This window comes from Achromobacter sp. 01N37 (assembly GCF_056399725.1).
This window is the reverse complement of sequence record NZ_JBFTRX010000008.1, coordinates 1-18690: the sequence shown is the minus strand read 5'-3', so window position 1 is coordinate 18690 and position 18690 is coordinate 1. Positions and strand designations below refer to the sequence as shown.

The 18690-nt window shown below is 62.6% G+C and carries 15 protein-coding genes; 3 read left to right on the top strand and 12 right to left on the bottom strand.

The features are described from left to right. Position 1 precedes the first annotated feature (1 nt). The 3 genes from AC1DSJ_RS18040 to AC1DSJ_RS18030 form a co-directional block, all read right to left on the bottom strand. Complete coding sequence (locus tag AC1DSJ_RS18040; RefSeq protein ID WP_054422424.1) at positions 2-715, bottom strand: response regulator transcription factor; 714 nt, start codon at positions 713-715, stop codon at positions 2-4. Between the two features lie 352 nt (positions 716-1067). Further along, entirely contained in the window at positions 1068-1553 is a 486-nt protein-coding gene (locus AC1DSJ_RS18035) for a hypothetical protein (protein ID WP_476760353.1), read from the bottom strand. A 123-nt stretch (positions 1554-1676) separates the two neighbouring features. Beyond that, the gene (locus tag AC1DSJ_RS18030; RefSeq protein WP_441371054.1) at positions 1677-2276 is read right to left on the bottom strand and encodes a GNAT family N-acetyltransferase; all 600 of its coding nucleotides are present in this window, start codon (positions 2274-2276) and stop codon (positions 1677-1679) included. A 157-nt stretch (positions 2277-2433) separates the two neighbouring features. Here AC1DSJ_RS18030 and AC1DSJ_RS18025 point away from each other — a divergent pair, with 157 nt between their 5' ends. Next, complete coding sequence (locus AC1DSJ_RS18025) at positions 2434-3669, top strand: NAD(P)/FAD-dependent oxidoreductase (protein ID WP_175168963.1); 1236 nt, start codon at positions 2434-2436, stop codon at positions 3667-3669. 118 nt (positions 3670-3787) lie between these two features. Here AC1DSJ_RS18025 and AC1DSJ_RS18020 read toward each other — a convergent pair whose 3' ends face one another. Continuing rightward, positions 3788-4921, bottom strand: a complete 1134-nt coding sequence (locus AC1DSJ_RS18020; RefSeq protein WP_476760352.1) for a 3-deoxy-7-phosphoheptulonate synthase — start codon at positions 4919-4921, stop codon at positions 3788-3790. Between the two features lie 285 nt (positions 4922-5206). Here AC1DSJ_RS18020 and AC1DSJ_RS18015 point away from each other — a divergent pair, with 285 nt between their 5' ends. Next, positions 5207-6424 (top strand): EAL domain-containing response regulator, encoded by a 1218-nt coding sequence (locus AC1DSJ_RS18015; protein WP_441371055.1) that lies wholly within the window; start codon positions 5207-5209, stop codon positions 6422-6424. A gap of 80 nt (positions 6425-6504) precedes the next feature. Here the strand turns inward: AC1DSJ_RS18015 and AC1DSJ_RS18010 are convergent, their stop codons facing one another. Both AC1DSJ_RS18010 and AC1DSJ_RS18005 read right to left on the bottom strand, forming a co-directional pair. Continuing rightward, positions 6505-8157: a mucoidy inhibitor MuiA family protein gene (locus AC1DSJ_RS18010; RefSeq protein WP_441371056.1), complete on the bottom strand. Its 1653-nt coding sequence runs from the start codon at positions 8155-8157 to the stop codon at positions 6505-6507. 166 nt (positions 8158-8323) lie between these two features. Beyond that, a complete protein-coding gene (locus AC1DSJ_RS18005; protein ID WP_342067372.1) occupies positions 8324-9223 on the bottom strand; it encodes a LysR family transcriptional regulator in 900 nt (299 codons plus the stop codon). 105 nt (positions 9224-9328) lie between these two features. Here AC1DSJ_RS18005 and AC1DSJ_RS18000 point away from each other — a divergent pair, with 105 nt between their 5' ends. After that, complete coding sequence (locus AC1DSJ_RS18000) at positions 9329-10609, top strand: MFS transporter (RefSeq protein WP_441371057.1); 1281 nt, start codon at positions 9329-9331, stop codon at positions 10607-10609. Here the strand turns inward: AC1DSJ_RS18000 and AC1DSJ_RS17995 are convergent. The 6 genes from AC1DSJ_RS17995 to AC1DSJ_RS17970 form a co-directional block, all read right to left on the bottom strand. Continuing rightward, complete coding sequence (locus AC1DSJ_RS17995) at positions 10585-11640, bottom strand: hypothetical protein (protein WP_441371058.1); 1056 nt, start codon at positions 11638-11640, stop codon at positions 10585-10587. The genes AC1DSJ_RS18000 and AC1DSJ_RS17995 overlap by 25 nt on opposite strands. After that, positions 11637-12686, bottom strand: coding sequence for a hypothetical protein (locus AC1DSJ_RS17990; protein WP_476760351.1), 1050 nt, complete (start codon positions 12684-12686; stop codon positions 11637-11639). Before AC1DSJ_RS17990 ends, AC1DSJ_RS17995 begins: the two co-directional genes overlap by 4 nt. Positions 12687-12691: 5 nt before the next feature. After that, positions 12692-13738: a hypothetical protein gene (locus AC1DSJ_RS17985; RefSeq protein WP_441371060.1), complete on the bottom strand. Its 1047-nt coding sequence runs from the start codon at positions 13736-13738 to the stop codon at positions 12692-12694. Next, complete coding sequence (locus AC1DSJ_RS17980; RefSeq protein WP_476760350.1) at positions 13732-16527, bottom strand: toxin VasX; 2796 nt, start codon at positions 16525-16527, stop codon at positions 13732-13734. The genes AC1DSJ_RS17985 and AC1DSJ_RS17980 overlap by 7 nt, the downstream gene beginning before the upstream one ends. Next, complete coding sequence (locus tag AC1DSJ_RS17975; RefSeq protein WP_441371062.1) at positions 16524-17459, bottom strand: hypothetical protein; 936 nt, start codon at positions 17457-17459, stop codon at positions 16524-16526. The genes AC1DSJ_RS17980 and AC1DSJ_RS17975 overlap by 4 nt, the downstream gene beginning before the upstream one ends. An 8-nt stretch (positions 17460-17467) precedes the next feature. Continuing rightward, on the bottom strand, positions 17468-18690 hold a 1223-nt coding region (locus tag AC1DSJ_RS17970), incomplete at its 5' end, for a type VI secretion system Vgr family protein (protein ID WP_476760349.1).

Genomic DNA, 18690 nt, shown 5'->3' with positions numbered 1-18690 from the left:
ATCAGGGTTTGAGGTTGCCAACAATCTGCACCGGCGTCGTGCAGACATAGCCCACGCCATACACCGTGCGGATGCCGATGTCGCCGCCCGCCAGCGCGCGCAGCTTGCGGCGCAGCCGGTGCATGTGCGCGTCCAGGCGGTGCGTGTCGTAGGCGTCGGCGCTGGCGCCCAGTGCTTCAACGAGACGCCCGCGCGTCAAGGGCAGCGGCGCGGCCTGGATCAGGGCGCCGATCAGCCGGCTTTCGGTATCGGTGATGTCCACGCACACTTGGCCGGGCGATGTCAGCATGCGCCGCGCGGGGTCAAAGCGCCAGGTGTCAGACTGAGCGTCGTCAGCCGCAGGCACGACGCGCAAACGGCGCGACAAGGACACCAGCGTTGCGCCCAATTCATTCAGGTTGACGGGCTTGGTCAGGTAGTGGTCGGCGCCCAGGCTCAGGCCCGACACCTTGTCTTCGCTGAGCAAGCGGCCGGTGAGCATGATGATGCCCATCGCCGGATACGTGGTGCGTAGATGCGACACGCGCGTCAGCGCATCGCCGTCGGGCAGCATGGCGTCCAGCACCAGGATGCCGGGCGTGACGCTCAACAGCAACTGATCCAGTTCCGCCAGCGAACCCGCGGTGAGGATGACTTTGTCCAGACCCAGGTCGTGGATGTATTCGGCGATGGTGTCGCGCCAGTCTCCGTGGTCGTCAACGACGATGATCGTCACGGTGTCGCCGCTTGCGTGTGCACGCAAAGCGCTCCATGGGCAAACACGCTTTTCGCTCCTGACATGCTGGGTTTCTTGGTGTGGGGACGGTTCGCTTGCGCGGGGGGCAACGCCGAATGGGTGATACGGGGATGATACGTTTCGTATCGTTGATGTTTGCGGAGAATATCATCATCGACGATGCGGCGGCGCGGCAAGCCAGACGGATGTGATCCAAGCCCTGCGCAAACAGCGCCTGATCAAAAAATGCGCAGCCCGTTGCGCATCGCCCGAACGGCCATCCACCGTGCTTGCGGGCGAGTTTTATCCACAGAAATTGTGGATAAAACTCACTCCACTGGCGCCATCCGATTTATGTAGGCAGGTATTCCACTGGCACCCCTTGTGGCACCTTGCGCATGCGGTCGCGTTCGATGCGCGCCGAGGCGAAGCGGGTCTTGCGTGCCGCCGCGTTCTGCAGCAGGACGGACAGCACGGCGCCCTTGTCCTGAATCCACTGCGTTTTGCCCCGCAGCAATTTCATCGCGTTCTCAGCCGTGCCCAGACGATACGACATGGCGTTGATCTGCACGGACGTCTTGCCGTTGAACGCATCTGGCTCGTGTTCGGTGATGGCGGCATCATCCAGATTGCTGCTTTCATGGTCGACGCGATAGATGAACTTCAGGCCGCTATGCGGGTCTTGCGCCACGACAAGTTTGTCGGAACCCGATATGTCCGACAGCATGCCGATGACAAGGGATTCGACCAGCTGGTTGCCCCGCTGTTCTTCCGTGTAAATAAAAATGCTGTGCCGGGACTTGGCGCCGGCGGCCGGGAGGAGGGGAGAACTATCCATACCTGACTTGAAAAAGGCGGGGCGGACAATGGCGTCCGATGATCCACCGGTGCTGCGGTACTGCATCGACGGCGCCGCTTGCAGAAATGCGGAACCGCCTGTGAAAAGAACAATGCGCGCGGGTTACGCCGAGCGATGCATCCGCGCCATCAGGCGCGCTTTGACGGACGGCCAGTCGTCATCCAGGATGGCGAAATAGACCATGTCGCGGGCGCGCCCCGATTGCGCGATCAGATGCTTGCGAAACACGCCTTCTTCGATGCCGCCGATGCGCAGGATGGCCTGCCGCGACTGCGTGTTGCTCAATTCCGTTTTGAAGACCACGCGCATGATACCAATTGTTTCAAAGGCGTGCTGCAATAACAGGAATTTTGCGTCCGAGTTGGCGCCCGAACGGTGGCTGGCGGGCGTCAGCCAGGTCGCGCCGATCTCCAGCCGCTTGTGCGCCAGCGCAATATCCATATAGCGCGTGGCGCCTATGATCTGGCCGGTGCTTTGCTGGACGATGACAAAGGGCAGACAGGCCCCGTCGCGCCAGCCGGCCAGCGCCCGTTCCACATAACGCCGCATATCGTCGGACGTGGCGACGGGCTCGGGCTGCAAGCGCCACAGCTCAGGATGCAGGCCCACCGCCGCCAGCGCATCGGCATGATGCAGGGCCATGGGTTCCAGGCGCACGATGTCGCCGTGAAGCGTGACGGGCTGCAAAGGGGGAAGGGGCATGGTGCGGTCCTGATGCGGGTCCGGGGGCGGTCGTGGCGCTAGGGAATAGCGCTAGGGAATGGCGCTAAGGCATAGACAATGAAGCATGCAAAGCCATGGCGAATTCTACGCGCGCAATGTCTTGCCGAACACGTGGGGCTGGCGCAGAATTCGGCGCATGAAAACAGACGTTGTGGTTCTAGGCGCGGGCATCGTGGGCGTGAGTACGGCGCTGCATTTGCAGGCGCGCGGCCGTTCCGTGGTGCTGCTGGACCGGCGCGGCCCCGGTGAAGAAACCAGCTACGGCAATGCGGGCCTGATCGAACGGGCCAGCGTCATTCCGTACGCCTTTCCGCGTGACTGGCGCAGCCTGTGGCGCTATGCGCGCAACAACACGCCGGACGTGAGCTATCACCCCCGCTTTCTGCCCCGCATTGCGCCGTGGCTGCTGCGCTACTGGTGGCATTCATCTCCCACCCGGCTGGCGCGTGCGGCGGACGCCATGCTGCCGCTGATCGAACGCAGCGTGGCCGAGCATGACGCGCTTAAAGACGACGCCAACATCACCCACCTGTTTCGCCGCAATGGCTGGATCGATGGCGCCCGCACCGACGCCGGCATGACGCGCGCCATTGCCGAAGCCGAAGCCCTGTCGCCCTACGGCCTGAACTATCGCGTGCTGGATCGCCAGGCGTTGACGGCGCTTGAGCCGTCGCTGTCATCGCGCATGGTGGGCGCGGTGCATTGGTTGGACCCGGTGAATGTGTCTGATCCAGGCGCGGTAACGCGGGGCTATGCCGCCCTGTTCCAGAAGCGCGGCGGCCAATTGGTGCGGGGCGACGCCCGCAGTTTGAAGGCGGCGGGCAAGGGCTGGCAGGTGCAAAGCGTACAGGGGATGGTCGACGCCCGCGATGTGGTCGTGGCGCTAGGGCCGTGGTCGGCCGACCTGTTGCGCCCGCTGGGCTACCGCATTCCGATGGCGGTCAAGCGCGGTTATCACCAGCACTACGCGCTGGAAGACGGCGCGACCTTGTCGCACCCCGTGGCGGATATCGATAGCGGTTTCGTGGTGACGCCGATGACGTTGGGCGTGCGGTTGACGACGGGCGCCGAGTTCGCGTCCCGCGATGCGCCGCCGTCGCCGATCCAGATCCAACGCACGCGCGCGTTGGCAGGCCAGTTGCTGCCGCTGGGGGCGGCCGTGGAAAAAGAACCGTGGATGGGGTGCCGGCCATGCATGCCCGACATGCGCCCCGTCATCGGGCCTGCGCCCAAGCATCCGGGCTTGTGGATGGCGTTCGGCCACGCGCACCATGGCTTCACGCTGGGGCCGGTGACCGGCAAGCTGATGGCCAGCTTGATCACGGGGCAGGCGCCGGATATGGACCCGGCGCCTTACGCGCTACGCCGCTAGTAGCACCGCCAAGGCGGGAGGCACCGGAGCGGTACCTCGCGGCGGCAACCCGCGGCGGTACCCCGAGGCGGTACCCCGCAGCTGCAACCCCAGGCGGAAACCCGGGGCCGCAATGCCATTAACGCGACGCCGCCGCCTTTTCGCGGCGCTGACGCACGGCCAGCGCCAGCGTGTCCAGCACGGGCTCGGTCTGGGACCAGCCCAGGCAAGCGTCGGTGATCGACACGCCACGGCGCAGCGGCTGGCCCGGCTTCAAGTCCTGGCGGCCTTCTTCAAGATGGCTTTCGATCATGACGCCGGTGATGCGGGCGTCGCCCTGGGCGAGCTGCGCGGCGATATCGTTGGCCACATCAATTTGGCGCAAGTGGGACTTGTTGGAGTTGGCGTGCGAGCAGTCGATCATGACCTGTTCACGCTGGCCGGCTGCCCGCAGCGCGGCGCAACAGGCGTCCACGCTGGCGGCGTCGTAGTTCGGGCCTTGCTTGCCGCCGCGCAGGATCACGTGCGTGTCCTGGTTGCCGCGCGTTTCGAAAATGGCGGCCATGCCCATCTTGGTCATGCCCATGAACGCATGCTTGGCGCTGGCGGCGACCATGGCGTCGGCTGCAATCTGCACGCCGCCGTCGGTGCCGTTCTTGAAGCCCAGCGGGCAGCTCAAGCCTGAGCTCAGTTGGCGGTGGCTGGGGCTTTCGGTGGTGCGCGCGCCGATGGCGCCCCAGSYGAYCAGGTCAGCGATGTACTGTGGGCTGAGCAAGTCCAGGAATTCGGTGGCAATCGGCAGGCCCAGGCCGCTGATGTCCAGCAGCAGTTCACGGGCGCGGCGCAGGCCTTCGTTGATGCGGAAGCTGCCATCCAGGCGCGGGTCATTGATGTAGCCCTTCCAGCCCACGGTGGTGCGCGGCTTTTCGAAATACACGCGCATGACGATCAGCAGGTCTTTCTTGTGCTGGTCCACGGCGGCGCGCAATTGGCGGGCGTAATCCATGGCTTGGCCATGGTCATGAATGGAGCAGGGGCCCACGACGATCAGCAGGCGGTCGTCACGGCCATGCAGCACGTCGGCGATTTCGGCGCGGCTTTGCTCGACGAGCGTCTGGATGGCGGGGGAAACGGGCAGCTCGTCCTGCAGCAACGCGGGCGAAATCAGCGGACGCACGGCGCTGATGCGGGTGTCGTCGGTGCGCGTGTTGTCCTGGGTCGAGTCGGCCGTGCCGACCTCGCGGTCGTGCTGGGGGTCGTCAATGCGGGTCAAGGGATGCTCCGTGCCGTAGATGCGAAAAGACGTCCATTATCGCACTGGCGGACGACGCGCGCGCCGGAAGGCGGCGTCCGTCCGGAGGAAGCCGGTGCGCTGCCTTCGGACAACGGGCCGCGCCGATGGCGGGAAGTTGCTCCCAAACCTACGCCTATCGGCCCGGAAATTGCATTAACCCTTTTCCAATCACGACAGAGTCGACGCGGATGCCGTAGGATTGAGTCCGGAAAGTTCAAGCGGCTGCCTGCAGAGGCCCCGCCCTATAAGCTAGGACGGAACGTAATGCCTAAAACCGAAGCCGGAGGCACCCGACGGATTCTTCTGGTCGAAGATCACCCCGTCGAACGCGCATATCTGCAGAACATGCTGCTGGCGTTGGGCTATCGGCGCGTGGCGGGCGTGGGCAGCAGCACGGAAGCCGTCAGCGCGCTGGGGCGGCAATTCTATGATCTGGTGATCAGCGACATCGTCATGAGTGACGGCGATGGCACGCACCTGCCCAATGAATTGCGCCGGCTGGTGGACGTGGGCCGCGTGAAAAGTATGCCGCCCATCATCTGGATCAGCAGTTTGGCCGACGAATTGCTGGAGTCCCACGTCAGGCTGGCGTTGCAGGCCGGTTGCCCATCGGCGCAGGCGCTGTCCAAACCGGTTTCGCGCACGGCCATGCAGCAGGCCATCAAGGTTGCGCTGGCCGCGGAAGACGTGGCCTTGCCGCGCCAGCAGTCGGTCCGGCGCGAAGTGATCGAAGCGGAATTGGGGCGGGCGCTGATCACCGGCGAGGGCATGAGCGTGGTGCTGCAACCCCAAATGAGCCTGTCAACGGGCGAGGTCTTGGCGGCCGAAGCGCTGTCGCGCTGGGACCATCCCACGCTCGGCCCCATTGCCGCAGCCGACTTCGTGCCGGCTGCGCATCGTCTGGGCATGGACCGGATGTTGTTCCTTCGGGTGACAGATCGCGTTATTGAAGTGTTGCAGCGCATGCACGACGAGGACATCGCCGTGCCAATCGCCATCAATGCGTCGTCCTCCACGCTGTGCTCGCGCGACATGGCGGCGCTGCTTGAAAAGCGGGTCGCGCAGGCCGGCCTTCCCGCCAGGCTGGTAAAGATCGAACTGACCGAAGACGAGCCCGTCAACGACTGGCTGGCGCTGTCGTCCGTGCTGAATCTGTTGCGCGTGCGGGGTTTCGAACTGGCCATGGATGACTTCGGCGCCGGCATCGCGTCGATGCGCCTGTTCTCGGCCATGCCGTTTACTGAACTGAAGATCGACCGGGATTTTATCGTGCACATGCACCGTGAAGCGGCGTCGCGCGCGGTGGTGGCGGCCGCCATCGAAATGGGCCGCGTACTAGGCCGGCGCGTGGTCGCCGAAGGCGTCGAACAAGAACGCGACCTGCAACTGCTGCGTGAGCTGGGTTGCGACGTGGCCCAGGGGTACGGGCTGTGCCTGCCGCTGGAGGCCGACGCCTTCATCGATTTCTGCCGCAGCCATTGAAAAGCAACAAGGCGGCCAGAATGCAACAAGGCGGCCAGAATTTGGCCGCCTTATTGCGTGCCGCCCCTGAAGGGCGGTACTCAGATGCCCGAAACGTCGATATCGCCCGGGTAGTCGATCGAGAACTTCAGGACGGTTTCGCGGGACTTGCCCGGCTCCATTTCCCATTCCCAGACGAGCTTGCCGTCTTCTTCGCGCTTGACGTCGCGGTCGGCGGGCGACAGCAGCTTGACCACGATCTTCTCGTTGCGGGAGACGGGCAGGCGATCCTTGAACGACACCTGTTCCTTGGTTGCCTTATTGTTCTTCACGGTGATCTTGTATTCGTAAGTCACGCGTTTTCCGCTACCCGAAAAGCCCGTGCTTTCCGTAAAGCGGTTGACCAGCTGGCGCTTGATCGAAATGCCGTCGTCCGCACCCAGCGCCAGCTCGACCTTTTCGCCCGGCATCACGGCTTTCATGGCGCTTGAGGCCACGAACGCGTCGTCCAGGAACGTGTTCAAGGGGCCGGGCAGGAAGGGAAAGTCGGTGTTGTTGCTGGCCTGAGCGGTCAGGAAAACCGCTTCACGCAGGCCCGGCGAGGCCTGGTACTGCAACGTCGCCGGCAGCTTGGCGCTGGCGATCGCGACGCGTTGCGAGGTGTTGTCCGAGGGCAGGGTCGCCGGGTTCCGGATCTGGAACGACGCGCTGGTGGCATCGTTCTGCAATTGGGATGTCGTGACCTCAATCGCCTCGGCCGCGGGTTCAGCCATGGCGGCATCCGCATAGGCCTGCGGCGCGGGGCGCATGCGCTTCTGCATCATTTCGCCCGCCACGGAGGGAGCGGGTGCGGCGACCGGACGGGGAGGTGGCGGCGGCGCGGGCGGGGGCGCCACGTCAATGATCCACGGTTGCAGCGCCGGTGCGCCGCCGCCCAGCGCGGGCCGCGCGGTGGACAGCGTGAGCTTCACGTTGTTCCAGTCTTCGCCGGTGTTCTGGCGGATCACACCAAAATAGCCCAGATCGACATTGCGGTCGGCGGGGCGCAGGCGGGCATCGTAGGCCGGCGTCCAGCGAGCGCCACCCACGGCGTACGACACGGCCAGATCCACCTTGCCCGCGCGCGCCAGGTTCACGCGCAGCGTGACCGTTTTCGTGCGGCGGCTCAATTGCCCCTGCACGACATTCAGCTGGCTCTGCAAGGCGTTCAGCTCACGTTCCATCACGGCTTTGCGCTCGGCCACCTGGCGCAAGCTGGCCAGCGTCTTGCTCAGGGTGTCGGCGCTAAGCGTCTGAATGGCTTTGAGTTCGTCTAGCGTCAGGCGCGCACCGTCTTTGGACGGCTCGGTGGCGCCGCGCTGCATCATCAGAACCAGTTCACGCTGGTTGTCCAGTACGGTGGCTTCATCGTCCAACTCGGCCAACTGGCCTTCCAGCTTGCGCACCTGTTCCTGCAGCGTCCGCACGCGCTCGTTCGGGGTGTCGGCTAGAAACGCGTCGCGCACCTTGACGTCAAGCAGCGCCGCCTGGCCGGTGCTCTTGGCCGAGACCTGCAAGGAATTCTCTTGCAGCGTGGCGGGCAGGTTCTCCAGCACCAGTTCATGTTCACCGGCAGCAAGGTCACTGGTGGCGGTGCGCGTCACCACGGCCCGGTCCTGGTAGACCGTCACCGCGCCAATGGAAGAGGCCAGCCCGGCCGCCGCGCCCAGGCCAGGAATCGTTGCGATGGCCAAGGCCAGGAGGGTACGTCGCACTAGGTCACCTTTAGGAAGGTTGATTCGTTAAGTGGGTCCGCGACATCCGTGCCGGTTGTCAGGGACGGATCGCCAATAGCGCGCCAATTTACTCCGCCGTGCGTTCAGCGGGTTTACAGGAAGTGACAAACGCGACAGGGCAATACCGCCCCAATTTTGCTTGCACTCAATTGCGCTCCGGATGCGCCAGCCGGCGGAGCATGTCGACGGCGTTGACGGCCGCGATCGAGCGGTCGTGCCGGCGGTACGCCATGTCCAGCAAGGCGTGGGGCGCGTCGCCCTTGATGGGCCGGTATTCGATGCCTTCCGCACCCATGTGCCGCATCGCGGCCGGCACCACCGAAATGCCCACGCCCGCGGCCACCAAACTAACAATCGACGCCATTTGCGGCGCCTCTTGTATGACGCGCGGCGCAAAGCCCGCCCGCTGGCAAGCGGATTGGATGGCGTCGTACAGCCCTGCACCAATGGGGCGCGGGTACAACACAAAATCCTCGTCCGCCAGCGCCGCGATCGGCACGCTGCGGCGCCGGCTCAAGGGGTGGTCCGGGGGCAGGGCGACGAGCATGGGTTCGTCCAGGACGCGTTCGGATTCAAACTCCGGGTCCAGCAAATAGGGGGGCCGCACAAACGCGACATCCACTTCGCCCAGCCGCAGGCCGCGCAGCAGTGAAATGGTGTTGCTTTCGGTGAGGGTGACGCGGACATCGGGATAGCGGTCGCGATAGGCGCGAATGGCGCGCGGCAGGTAAGGGTGGAACACGGCCGACGCGGTAAAGCCGACGGTGATGGCGCCGCGCTCGCCACGCCCCAGGCGGCGGGCGGTGTCGATGGCCCGATCCGCGCTGGCCAGAATGGCGCGTGCGTCTTCCAGAAACTGCGCGCCGGCTTCCGTCAACGCGATGCCGCGCGGCAACCGCAGAAACAGAGGCGTGCCGATCTCGCGTTCCAGCTGCTGAATCTGCTGGCTAAGCGGCGGTTGCCCGATCCCCAGACGCGCCGCCGCCCGCGTGAAATGCAGCTCTTCGGCAACGGCCGTGAAATAGCGCAAGTGGCGGAGTTCCATCGTTTTAAAATATAGGCCGGGTGGGTTTCATATATTGGACATATGCAGGGGAAAAGTCTACTTTTACTGCACGGGCTACATGCCCGTTGTCATTCGAGAACCCTGATGTCTACCCCCTCTGCCAGTTCCCCCACCGCAGCATCGCCCGAATACTTGGCGCGCGGCACGCCTGGGCTGCGCCGCGCCCAGTGGGCCTTGTTCGCCGCCGGCTTTTCCACCTTCTCCTTGTTGTATTGCGTGCAGCCGCTGATGCCGATGTTCACCGGCGCGTTCGGCGTATCGCCCGCGCAAAGCAGCCTGGCTCTGTCGCTATGCACGGGCCTCTTGGCCATTGCGATCTTCTTTGTGGGCCTGTTTTCGCAAGCCTTGCCGCGCAAACGCATCATGGCGCTGTCACTCTTCGCGTCGGCCGTGCTTGGCACCATCGCCGCCGTGGCGCCCGACTGGCACAGCCTGCTGGCGCTGCGCGCCTTGCAGGGCGTAGCGATGGGCGGCGTACCCGCCGTCGCCATGGCCTACCTGGCTGAAGAAGTCGAGCCGGACACGCTGGGCTTCGTCATGGGCCTGTACATCAGCGGAAGCGCGTTCGGCGGCTTGTCTGGCCGCGTGATCACGGGCTTGGTGTCTGACCACTTTGGCTGGCGCGCGGCAATGGGCACGTTGGGCGTGCTGGGTATCGTGGCGGCGGTGCTGTTCGTGTGGCTGCTGCCCGCGTCGCGCCGCTTCACGCCGCAACGCGGCCGGGGTTGGGCGGGCGTGTTGGGCGACATGCGCGCCGGTGTCGGCACCCACATGAAGAATGGTCCGCTGTGCGCCTTGTTCGCGATGGGCGGCCTGCTCATGGGCGCCTTCGTCACGGTCTACAACTACGTGGGCTTTCGCCTGCTGTTGCCGCCGTTCTCGCTCAGCCAAACGTTCATCGGCTTCATCTTTGTGGTGTACCTGGTGGGCATCTTCGCCTCGACGTTCTTCGGCCGGCTCGCTGACCGCCACGGCCGCGGCCCCATGCTGTCCGCCGCCACCGGCCTGGCGCTGGCGGGCTTGCTGCTGACCTTGTCCGATTCCCTTGGAGTGCTGATCGCCGGCATCGTGCTGTTCACCTTCGGCTTCTTCGCGGCGCACGCCGTAGCCAGCGGCTGGGTCGGCCAGATGGCGCGCGGCTACAAGGCACTGGGCGCATCGCTGTACCTGCTGGTGTACTACGTGGGTTCCAGCGTACTGGGCGCCTGGGGCGGCCACTTCTGGGCCGCAAGCCAATGGCCGGGCGTCGCCGCGATGGCGGGCGGGCTGCTGACGCTGGCGCTGGTCATCAGCGCGGGGCTCGTGTGGCGCACGGGCGGGGTTCGCGGTGCCGATTCCAATCATCCCGCGGTACTGCGCGGCTGAACCTGCCGGCCGCGATGGTCGACAAAGATCACGCCCTTGTCCATGCCGACGTAGCGGTAGAAATAGCGGGTGCTGGATTTGACGGGTCGGGTGTCGTAGGCGGACAGGTCAGCGCCGGGCGCGCATAGGCGTTCGACTTCTTCGGGCCAGCGGAAGGAGTTGGCTTTGTGCTTGATCCAGCGGTCTAGGAGGGGTTTGAGGCTGAAGAGGTTGAAGAAGATATCCCAGATAAGGAAGATGTCGCTGAGCTTGCCTGTTCGAACGACTGGATTGTCTCCGGTGGGTTTATCGACCAATCCTTCTTTGACCCATTCGGGTTTGGGTTGAATGGCGTCCAGCCCGTGTTCCATGTAGCGGCGGATGAATTCCAGACGGGTAAGGTTGCCGTCCAGGGAGTGGTCGTGCGCGTCGAACTCTCCTCCGACAATAAACGGCACTTTCCTTGTCCTTACGCGCTCGGGGTCCAAATCAGGTTGGCTCATGATTTCGGCATACGGAACAGGAAAGTACAGACGCAAGCGATAGTCATGACCGATCTCGGTGTATGGCCTGACATCGCGCCAAGGGACATGAACGACGTAATCGCCGTAGGTCACGTGCACCAGCTGGGCTTGCCGATTGAACCGAATTCGGCTTTGAGCCATTCCCGTTCCCATCCAAAGAAAGAACCAGGCCATGAGAAAAAATGGGATGCAAATCAATGCGCCCCTGATGTGGAACTCCCCAAACAAGGGCGCCAGGACGAAGACGATTAGCAGTGACATGGGAACACCCAGTGTGGACAATTGCATCAGGAACGTGATCTGGCCTTCCACTCGGGGTTCTATATAGCGATCGTTGAATTGCGCCGGGTCCGATACCTCATCAAAAAAGCAGACTGTGTCTGGTTCCATGGCGTAGGAGATATCCGGCAACGCGGCGTGATCGATACGCTCGTCAAGTGCAGCGCATTGGCGGATGAATTCCACCTTGGCGTCGGGGACGGTAGCAGGGTCGATGATGCGGAGTGGCTTGGTGGCCATGCTGCTCAAGCCCCGCTGCTGCGCGGCTGCACCTGCCGGCCACGATAGTCGACAAAGATCACGCCCTTGTCCATGCCGACGTACCGGTAGAAATAGCGGGTGCTGGATTTAACGGGACGGGTGTCGTAGGCGGACAAGTCTGCGCCGGGCGCGCACAGGCGGTCGACTTCTTCGGGCCAGCGGAAGGAATTGGCTTTGTGCTTGATCCAGCGGTCTAGCAGGGGTTTGAGGCTGATGAGGTTGAAGCAGAAAAGGAACACGATCACGATGTTGTTAAGCCCCCCCAAGTTCATCAACTCGACATCGCCCGTCGGCTTGYGGGTCAATCCTTCGTTGACCCATTCGGGTTTGGGTTGAATGGCCTCCAGCCCGTGTTCCATATAGCGGCGGATGAATTCCAGACGGGTAAGGTTGCCGTCCAGGGATAAGTGGTCGTGCGCGTCGAAATCTCCGCCGACAATAAATGGCAGTTTCCTTTTTCTTACACGTTCTGGGTCTAAATCGGGCTGGCTCATGAGTTCTACGTAGGGCACAGGGAAGCACAGCCGCAATCTATAGTCGTGACCGAACTCCGTGTAGGGTCTCACGTCGCGCCAGGGGACATGCACGACGGCCTTGCCGTAAGTCACATGCACCAGTTGTGCTTGGCGATTGAACCGAACGCGGGTTTGCGCCATGGCTGTTCCCATATAAAGAAAGAACCAGGCAATGAGAAAAAATGGGACGCAAAAGAGCACTCCACTTAGGTGGAACTCACCAAACAATGGAGCCATCACGAACACTATCAATATAGACATCGGGGCGCCTAGCGTAGACACCTGCATCAAGAATGTGATCTCGCCTTCCACTCTTGGTTCTAAGTAGCGATCGTTGAATTGCTCAGTGTTCGATACATCGTCAAAAAAGCAGACTCTGTCTGGCTCCATGGCGTAGGTGATATCCGGCAACGCGGCATGATCGCTACGTGCGTCCAGCGCTGCGCATTGGCGGATGAACTCGACCTTGGCGTCGGGGACGGTAGCAGGGTCAATGACGCGGGGTGTCTTGATGGCCATGCTGCTTAGGCCCCGCTGCTGCGCGGCTGCACCTGCTGGCCTCGATGGTCGACAAAGATTACGCCCTTGTCCATGCCGACGTAGCGGTAGAAGTAGCGGGTGCTGGATTTGACGGGGCGGGTGTCGTAGGCGGACAGGTCAGCGCCGGGCGCGCATAGGCGCTCGACTTCTTCGGGCCAGCGGAATGAGTTGGCTTTGTGCTTGATCCAGCGGTCTAGGAGGGGTTTGAGGCTGATGAGGTTGAAGAAGATATCCCAGATAAGGAAGATATCGCTGAGCTTGCCTGTTCTGACCAGAGGGCTGTCGCCAGTTGGCACCCGCAACATTCCTTCCTTTATCCACTCTGGATCAGGTTGAATCGCAGCAAGTCCGTCTTCCATGTAGCGTCGGATGAATTCCAGGCGCTGGAGGTTTTTGTCGAAGAATAGGTGGTCATGTACATCAAAATCACCGCCGACGATAAAGGGGTACTTTCTTTTCCGGACCCGGCCAGCGTCAACCGATGGTAGGCGCATGATTTCAAGATATGGCACAGGGAAGTACAACCGTAGACGGTAATCGTGTCCGAATTCGGTGTACGGGCGCACGTCACGCCACGGCAAATGTAAGGCGGTTTCTCCGTAGATCACGTGCACCAATTGAGCTTGGCGATTGAAACGGACGCGCGTCTGTGCCATTCCAGTCCCCATCCATAGAAAAAGAGCAGAAAACAGAACAAAGGGAATGCATATCAAGGCTCCCTTGATATGAAATTCTCCGAAGATGGGCGCTAATACAAAGACCGTAAGCAGAGAAAATGGAACGCCTAAGGTGGATAGTTGCATCAGAAACGTGATTTCACCTTCGACTCGGGGTTCGATGTAGCAATCGTTGAATTGCACTGGATTGGAGACGTCGTCGCGTAATAGCACTTGTTCCGGGTCCATCGCATAGGTGATATCGGGCAACGCGCCGTGATCGGTGCGCTCATCTAACGCAGCGCATTGGCGGATGAACTCAGTCTTGGCGTCGGGAACCGTCGCAGAATCAATGTCGCGAAGTTTCTTCACCATACCTGGCTTTCTTGCATCACGAAGTCGGCGTCGGTGAAGCCGTTGGGTTGGTACTCCACGTTGGTTTTCCCGACCAGCGTATTCGTTGTGATGTTGATGATGCCCACCCCATTCTCAACGGAGACCAGTTTTGGATCTTCGTAGCGCTTGGTCGGGCCGATGAAGTCTCCCGCATTCGCGGCCTGCTGTTGAGTGATCATGTAGTGGCTGATCTGCGGTTGCCATCCCGGAAGACGGACCGTGATGGTTCGAGCATCTTCGGGAAGGCCGACTCCGTTAGAGGCCCAATTGAGTACTGTAAGGCTGCGAGCGATTCCGAAGACGGCGACGTCCGTTTCGATGGTCGGTTCTTGAAACAGGCGATGAAACTCGTGGAGTTCTTCTTCGTCGCTGGCGAATGGGGTTTGTTTACCGTGGATGCCCCAGAGGCTGCGGGCGATCCATGTTGTGACCTTTGCTTCGTCAGCAACGGTTTGGTGCAGATTTCGAATGATTAGGTAGAGGGCTTCGGCTGCGAGAAGTATCCAACCGATGGTGCCGGCACTCATTCGGGCCACAGCTTCTCCCGCCCGCAAAGCGGCCCAGCCAGATTCGGCCCACTTGACGAGAAATGGTGCATTTCTTTTTCCGGCCAAATGCAACAAACCAACGGTGCCGGCCGCCATTTGCACCGAGCCGCTAGCAAAGCTAATGCCCGAAGTTGTTTGGCCATCTTTCGTCGCAGACTCCCACCAATCCTTGGTGCCAATGGCGATAGCCGCTAACGCCGCCGCTCCAATGGCCCGAAGCTCCCACTTCCTGGCTACTTGGTCAAACGCCTCCGCCAGTTTCAACTCCCCCCGCAACTTCGCCAGATCCCGCTGTTTCTCAAAGTGCATCCGCGTCATCGCTGCCCCGGCTGCGCTGACCCCCAGCACCCGCCCGGTTGCATTCAGCGCGTTCCCCAGCGAGAGTCCGTCCTCTTTCCCCAGCGCCCGAAACGCTTCGCCCGCGCTGTACACCGTGGCAAACACCGCGACGCCACCTAGCGACAGCTGGACGTTGTGCCAGAAGCGAATACGCTGCGGCAGCGTTCTGACTTGGGCGAGTTTTTCTTGTACGTTCTGCGTGTCGTAAAGGGTGACAAGCGTATGGGCCGCTCGGTCCACGGTTTTCGGGCGGAAGCCGTTGACGCCTTTCATGCCCATTTGGTCGCGCACCCAGTTGCCGACGTCGGACAGGGGGACGTCGTGAGCGCGGGCAATTGCGCCGTCCAGCACCTCCATGATGGGGCGGTACACACTGGTCCAGAACGCGTCGGGGGATCTGAGGTGGCCCTGAGCGACCAGCGCGCCCAGCATGACGCTCAACTGATGGGATGCGCCGTCGGCGGGCAGAGCTTCCAGGACTTTTTGCAGGGCGGCCAGCGCGGTGCTGGAGGCTTGTCGGATGGGGCCCGCGCTGAGTTCGGCGTAGCTGATAACTTGCGGTGTACCGAAGACGGCCTGTCCCAGCAAGCCGGTGGGGCCGGCGGGGCCAACCTGTTCAAGCAGGTAATCGTTGCCGGCCTTGCAGTGGATGAGCGCGGGAAGGGTGTGGCCGACCAGGCAACGCAGATCTAGATGGYCGATCGTGTCCGGCGCGTGGGTAGCGATGATCCTGTCGAACTGCTCGCGTTGGTCGTTGAACACTGTCCACAGGTCGGTAGCGGCGCGGGTGACGGCGTCGATGTGGTGCTTGAGTTTTTCTGGATGCGCGTCTTCAAACCGCTTGCGCTCCGTGTTGCGGGCATAGGCAAGACGCTTGCGTTCGGCGGCCAAGCCGGCCTGGTAGGACCTCTCGCGCGCAGCCCTGCCGCTGCCTCCGTTGTCATTAACAGGTATCGCGCTGCGAATGACGTCGTTCTTCTCCGCGTAAAGCTCGGCCTCGCGTCGTTTCAGGCTACCAAGTTCGTCGATCATTTTCGATACGCGGAGCTTGCGCGCGGCGTCGGCGCTATAGGTTTGAAGCTGATCCAGACGGCTGCCCACCAGCACGTTGAGCTCGCTGAGCAGGCCCGCCAGGTCATGAACGGCCACGGCTTTGGGAACCAGGTCACTGCGGGGCCGGGCGGCGGCGCTCATGGCGTTCAGGATGGATTGAAAGCCGTCGGTGTCCGGCTGGCTTTCGCTCCACGGATACGGTTTGGGTTCGTTTTGTGGAGCTGGCGCCAATTCCGGCACTTGGGTCAGCAACGACGCTGGGAAGACGTTGGCTTGCGCTACTTGCTCCAAATTCACCGGAGTGGATAGCAGGCTGCGCCATCCTGCGGTGTCGTTCTCGATGCGCCACAGCGCCGCGTGGCTGAGGATCGTGTCGGTGATCCGCACATGCACGGTGTCATCTTCCACGTCGGGCGGCACCAGCAGAAAGCGCGCCGCGCCGGCTTCGTCGGGGGCTTGTGCGCGCCCGGGCACGTCGGCGGCGTAGTCGGCCTCGGTCCACCAGATGGGCGCGAAGCGGATGTTGTCGGTGACCTGGTAATGACGCGTCCACATGCGCCCGTGCTGCCTAAAGAAAAGATACACATAGCTGCGCGGACGCAGCACGCGCAATCCATATGTCTTGCCATCGACAAGTTTGGGGTAAAGCGCGGCGGTCAGTGTGGGAAAGATCTCGGCGTTAACGGGCTTGTCCGTGATGCCATACCGCAAGGGGTACAGCGGGGTGCCCCGTTCGCAGGGCGGCGGGGAAATGGCTTTGCCTAATTGCTTGGCGCTGGGGTGGGGCGGTTGCAGCGCCTTGGGGCAGGCCGGAAACGTGTGGGTCATGTCGCAAGTCCTGATGCCGAGACGGCGTGAATCTGATTCAGGCGCTGTTCCGTGTGATGCAAGCGTTGCAGGCCCGGAATCGTTTGCTGCGCCAAGATCGTGCGCAACTCGGTGTCCTTCTCGAAAGGCTGTTGGGGAAAGCGCAGCCGCAGCCCGATGTAGTGGCGCACGTCGCGTTCGATGACCAGCCCGATCTGGCCTGCCTCGGTCGCGAAGATGGAGAATTGACGCAGCAACTTGGCGTGCGCCGCGGGATCGGTCGTCGCGAAGTCTGGGGGAAGGGTGCGCCGGACGGTTTCGCGCATGAACCATTCAAAGCTCGCCTGGTTGATCGCGTCTTCGTCGGCGTCGTGCAGGGTGTAGATATCCTCATAGCCGGACATCGACGCGGCAGCATCAGAATCCGGGAGGTCAATGCGCAGCCATTGCGCGCCGTCCGCGTCGGGCGTGCGCCAGATCACGCCGCGAATCGGGCCGAACCATTCAGACAGCCGGTGCGGCGCCAGCCCCTCGCATAGCTCTTCCAGTTGGCGGGTGGCGGTCAGGTTGAAGCGCAGGGGCAGGCCGTCAGGCGCAAGCATCTGGTGCAACGCTTGCAGGTGGGGGCTGGCGTGAGCATCATCGGGCGCAAAGATCAGTACTCCCATTTGCCGCGGTGCCCAGTCCTCAACAAACCGTTGCAGCAGATCGGCATTGACCGGTGTCAACAGCGGCCCGTGGCGGTAACCGGGGGACGAATAGGCCCACGCGGTGTCGCGCCATAACCAGTGGTGATCAAATCCGGGCGTCAACGCCACCACCTGTTCTTCCAGATCGGCGTCCTGCGCACCATCCAGCCACAGCCACCCTTGGCCCGAACCCGCCAATGTCTCGACGCTGGGCGCTTGCGCGGGCTGCACGATGCGGCGTGGCCATCCCGGATGCGACGTCATGGGCGGCATCATGCGGCTCCCATGCCGCAGGGGCAGGGCACGCGCGGGCAACTGCCATCTGGGCGCATGGCGCAGAGCTTATCCATGGCAAGGCCGGGGTTCGGCGCGCCTGCCATGGATGGCGCGCTGGCTCCGCCTGATTGCTGGCTGATTGGCCCCTTGAATTTGATGGCGACGGCTTCAATCGTGATGCCGCCGCCATCAATCGTGATCGTGCCGCCCGGCCCCTTGATGACGGCGCGCTGGGCCGACTGCAATTCATACACCACCGTCTTACGCGCAATCCGCTGACCCGCGTGCAACTGATGATGCCCCTGCACCGTGTGTTCCACATTCCCGCCGGTTTCAATCCAGTGGTTCRCCGCGGTCTTGTCACGCCGGTTATTGCCGACATCTTCAGTCCGGTCCTTGCCCGTCATCACCGTGTGATTACGCCCGATCGTCAGAAAATCATCCTGGCCGATGTCGTGACGCCGGTCGTGCCCGATGTTCACTTGTTCATCGTTACCCACGGTTTCCTTGCGGTCGTGGCCGATCACGATGGTCTCGTCGTGCTCCACCTGCTCGCTGCGGTCATGGCCGACGAAGGTGGTTTCGTTGTGGTTCACATGGATGTTCTGATCTTTCTGCGCATGCACGTATATCTCTTCCTGATCCCGTTCGTCTTCAAAACGCAGCTCGTTATAGCCATCGCCTTTATGTGTCTGGCTTTTGATCGTCATGCGCGTTTTGTGACGCGGCAGTTCATACGGAGGCGGGTTGATCGACCGGTGCGTGCGGCCCGTGATGATCGGCTGCGAACTATCGCCATCCAGAAAGCTGACGATGACTTCCTGCCCGATACGCGGAATGGCCATGTGGCCCCAGCCCGCGCCTGCCCAGTTCTGCGAGACGCGTATCCAGCAGGAGCTGTGTTCGTTGTGCTGGCCCAGGCGGTCCCACGGGAATTGCACTTTGACGCGGCCATAGGCGTCGCAATAGATTTCTTCATTCGGTGGCCCGACCACGCTGGCGATCTGGGGGCCATCGACCAAGGGTTTGTAGCTGGGCTCGGGCTTCCAGTCGACCTTGTCGGGCACGATGTCGGCCGTGTAGTGATAGCGCGTGCCGTGTTCCGCGCCCGCGCCGTCTTCTTCCTGGCTGGTGTGCTGCACGCCGTGATGGCGCATGCGCACGGGCCGCCAGCCGTGGTTCCAGTCGTCACGCGGATGTCCGGCACGCGGATGTCCGG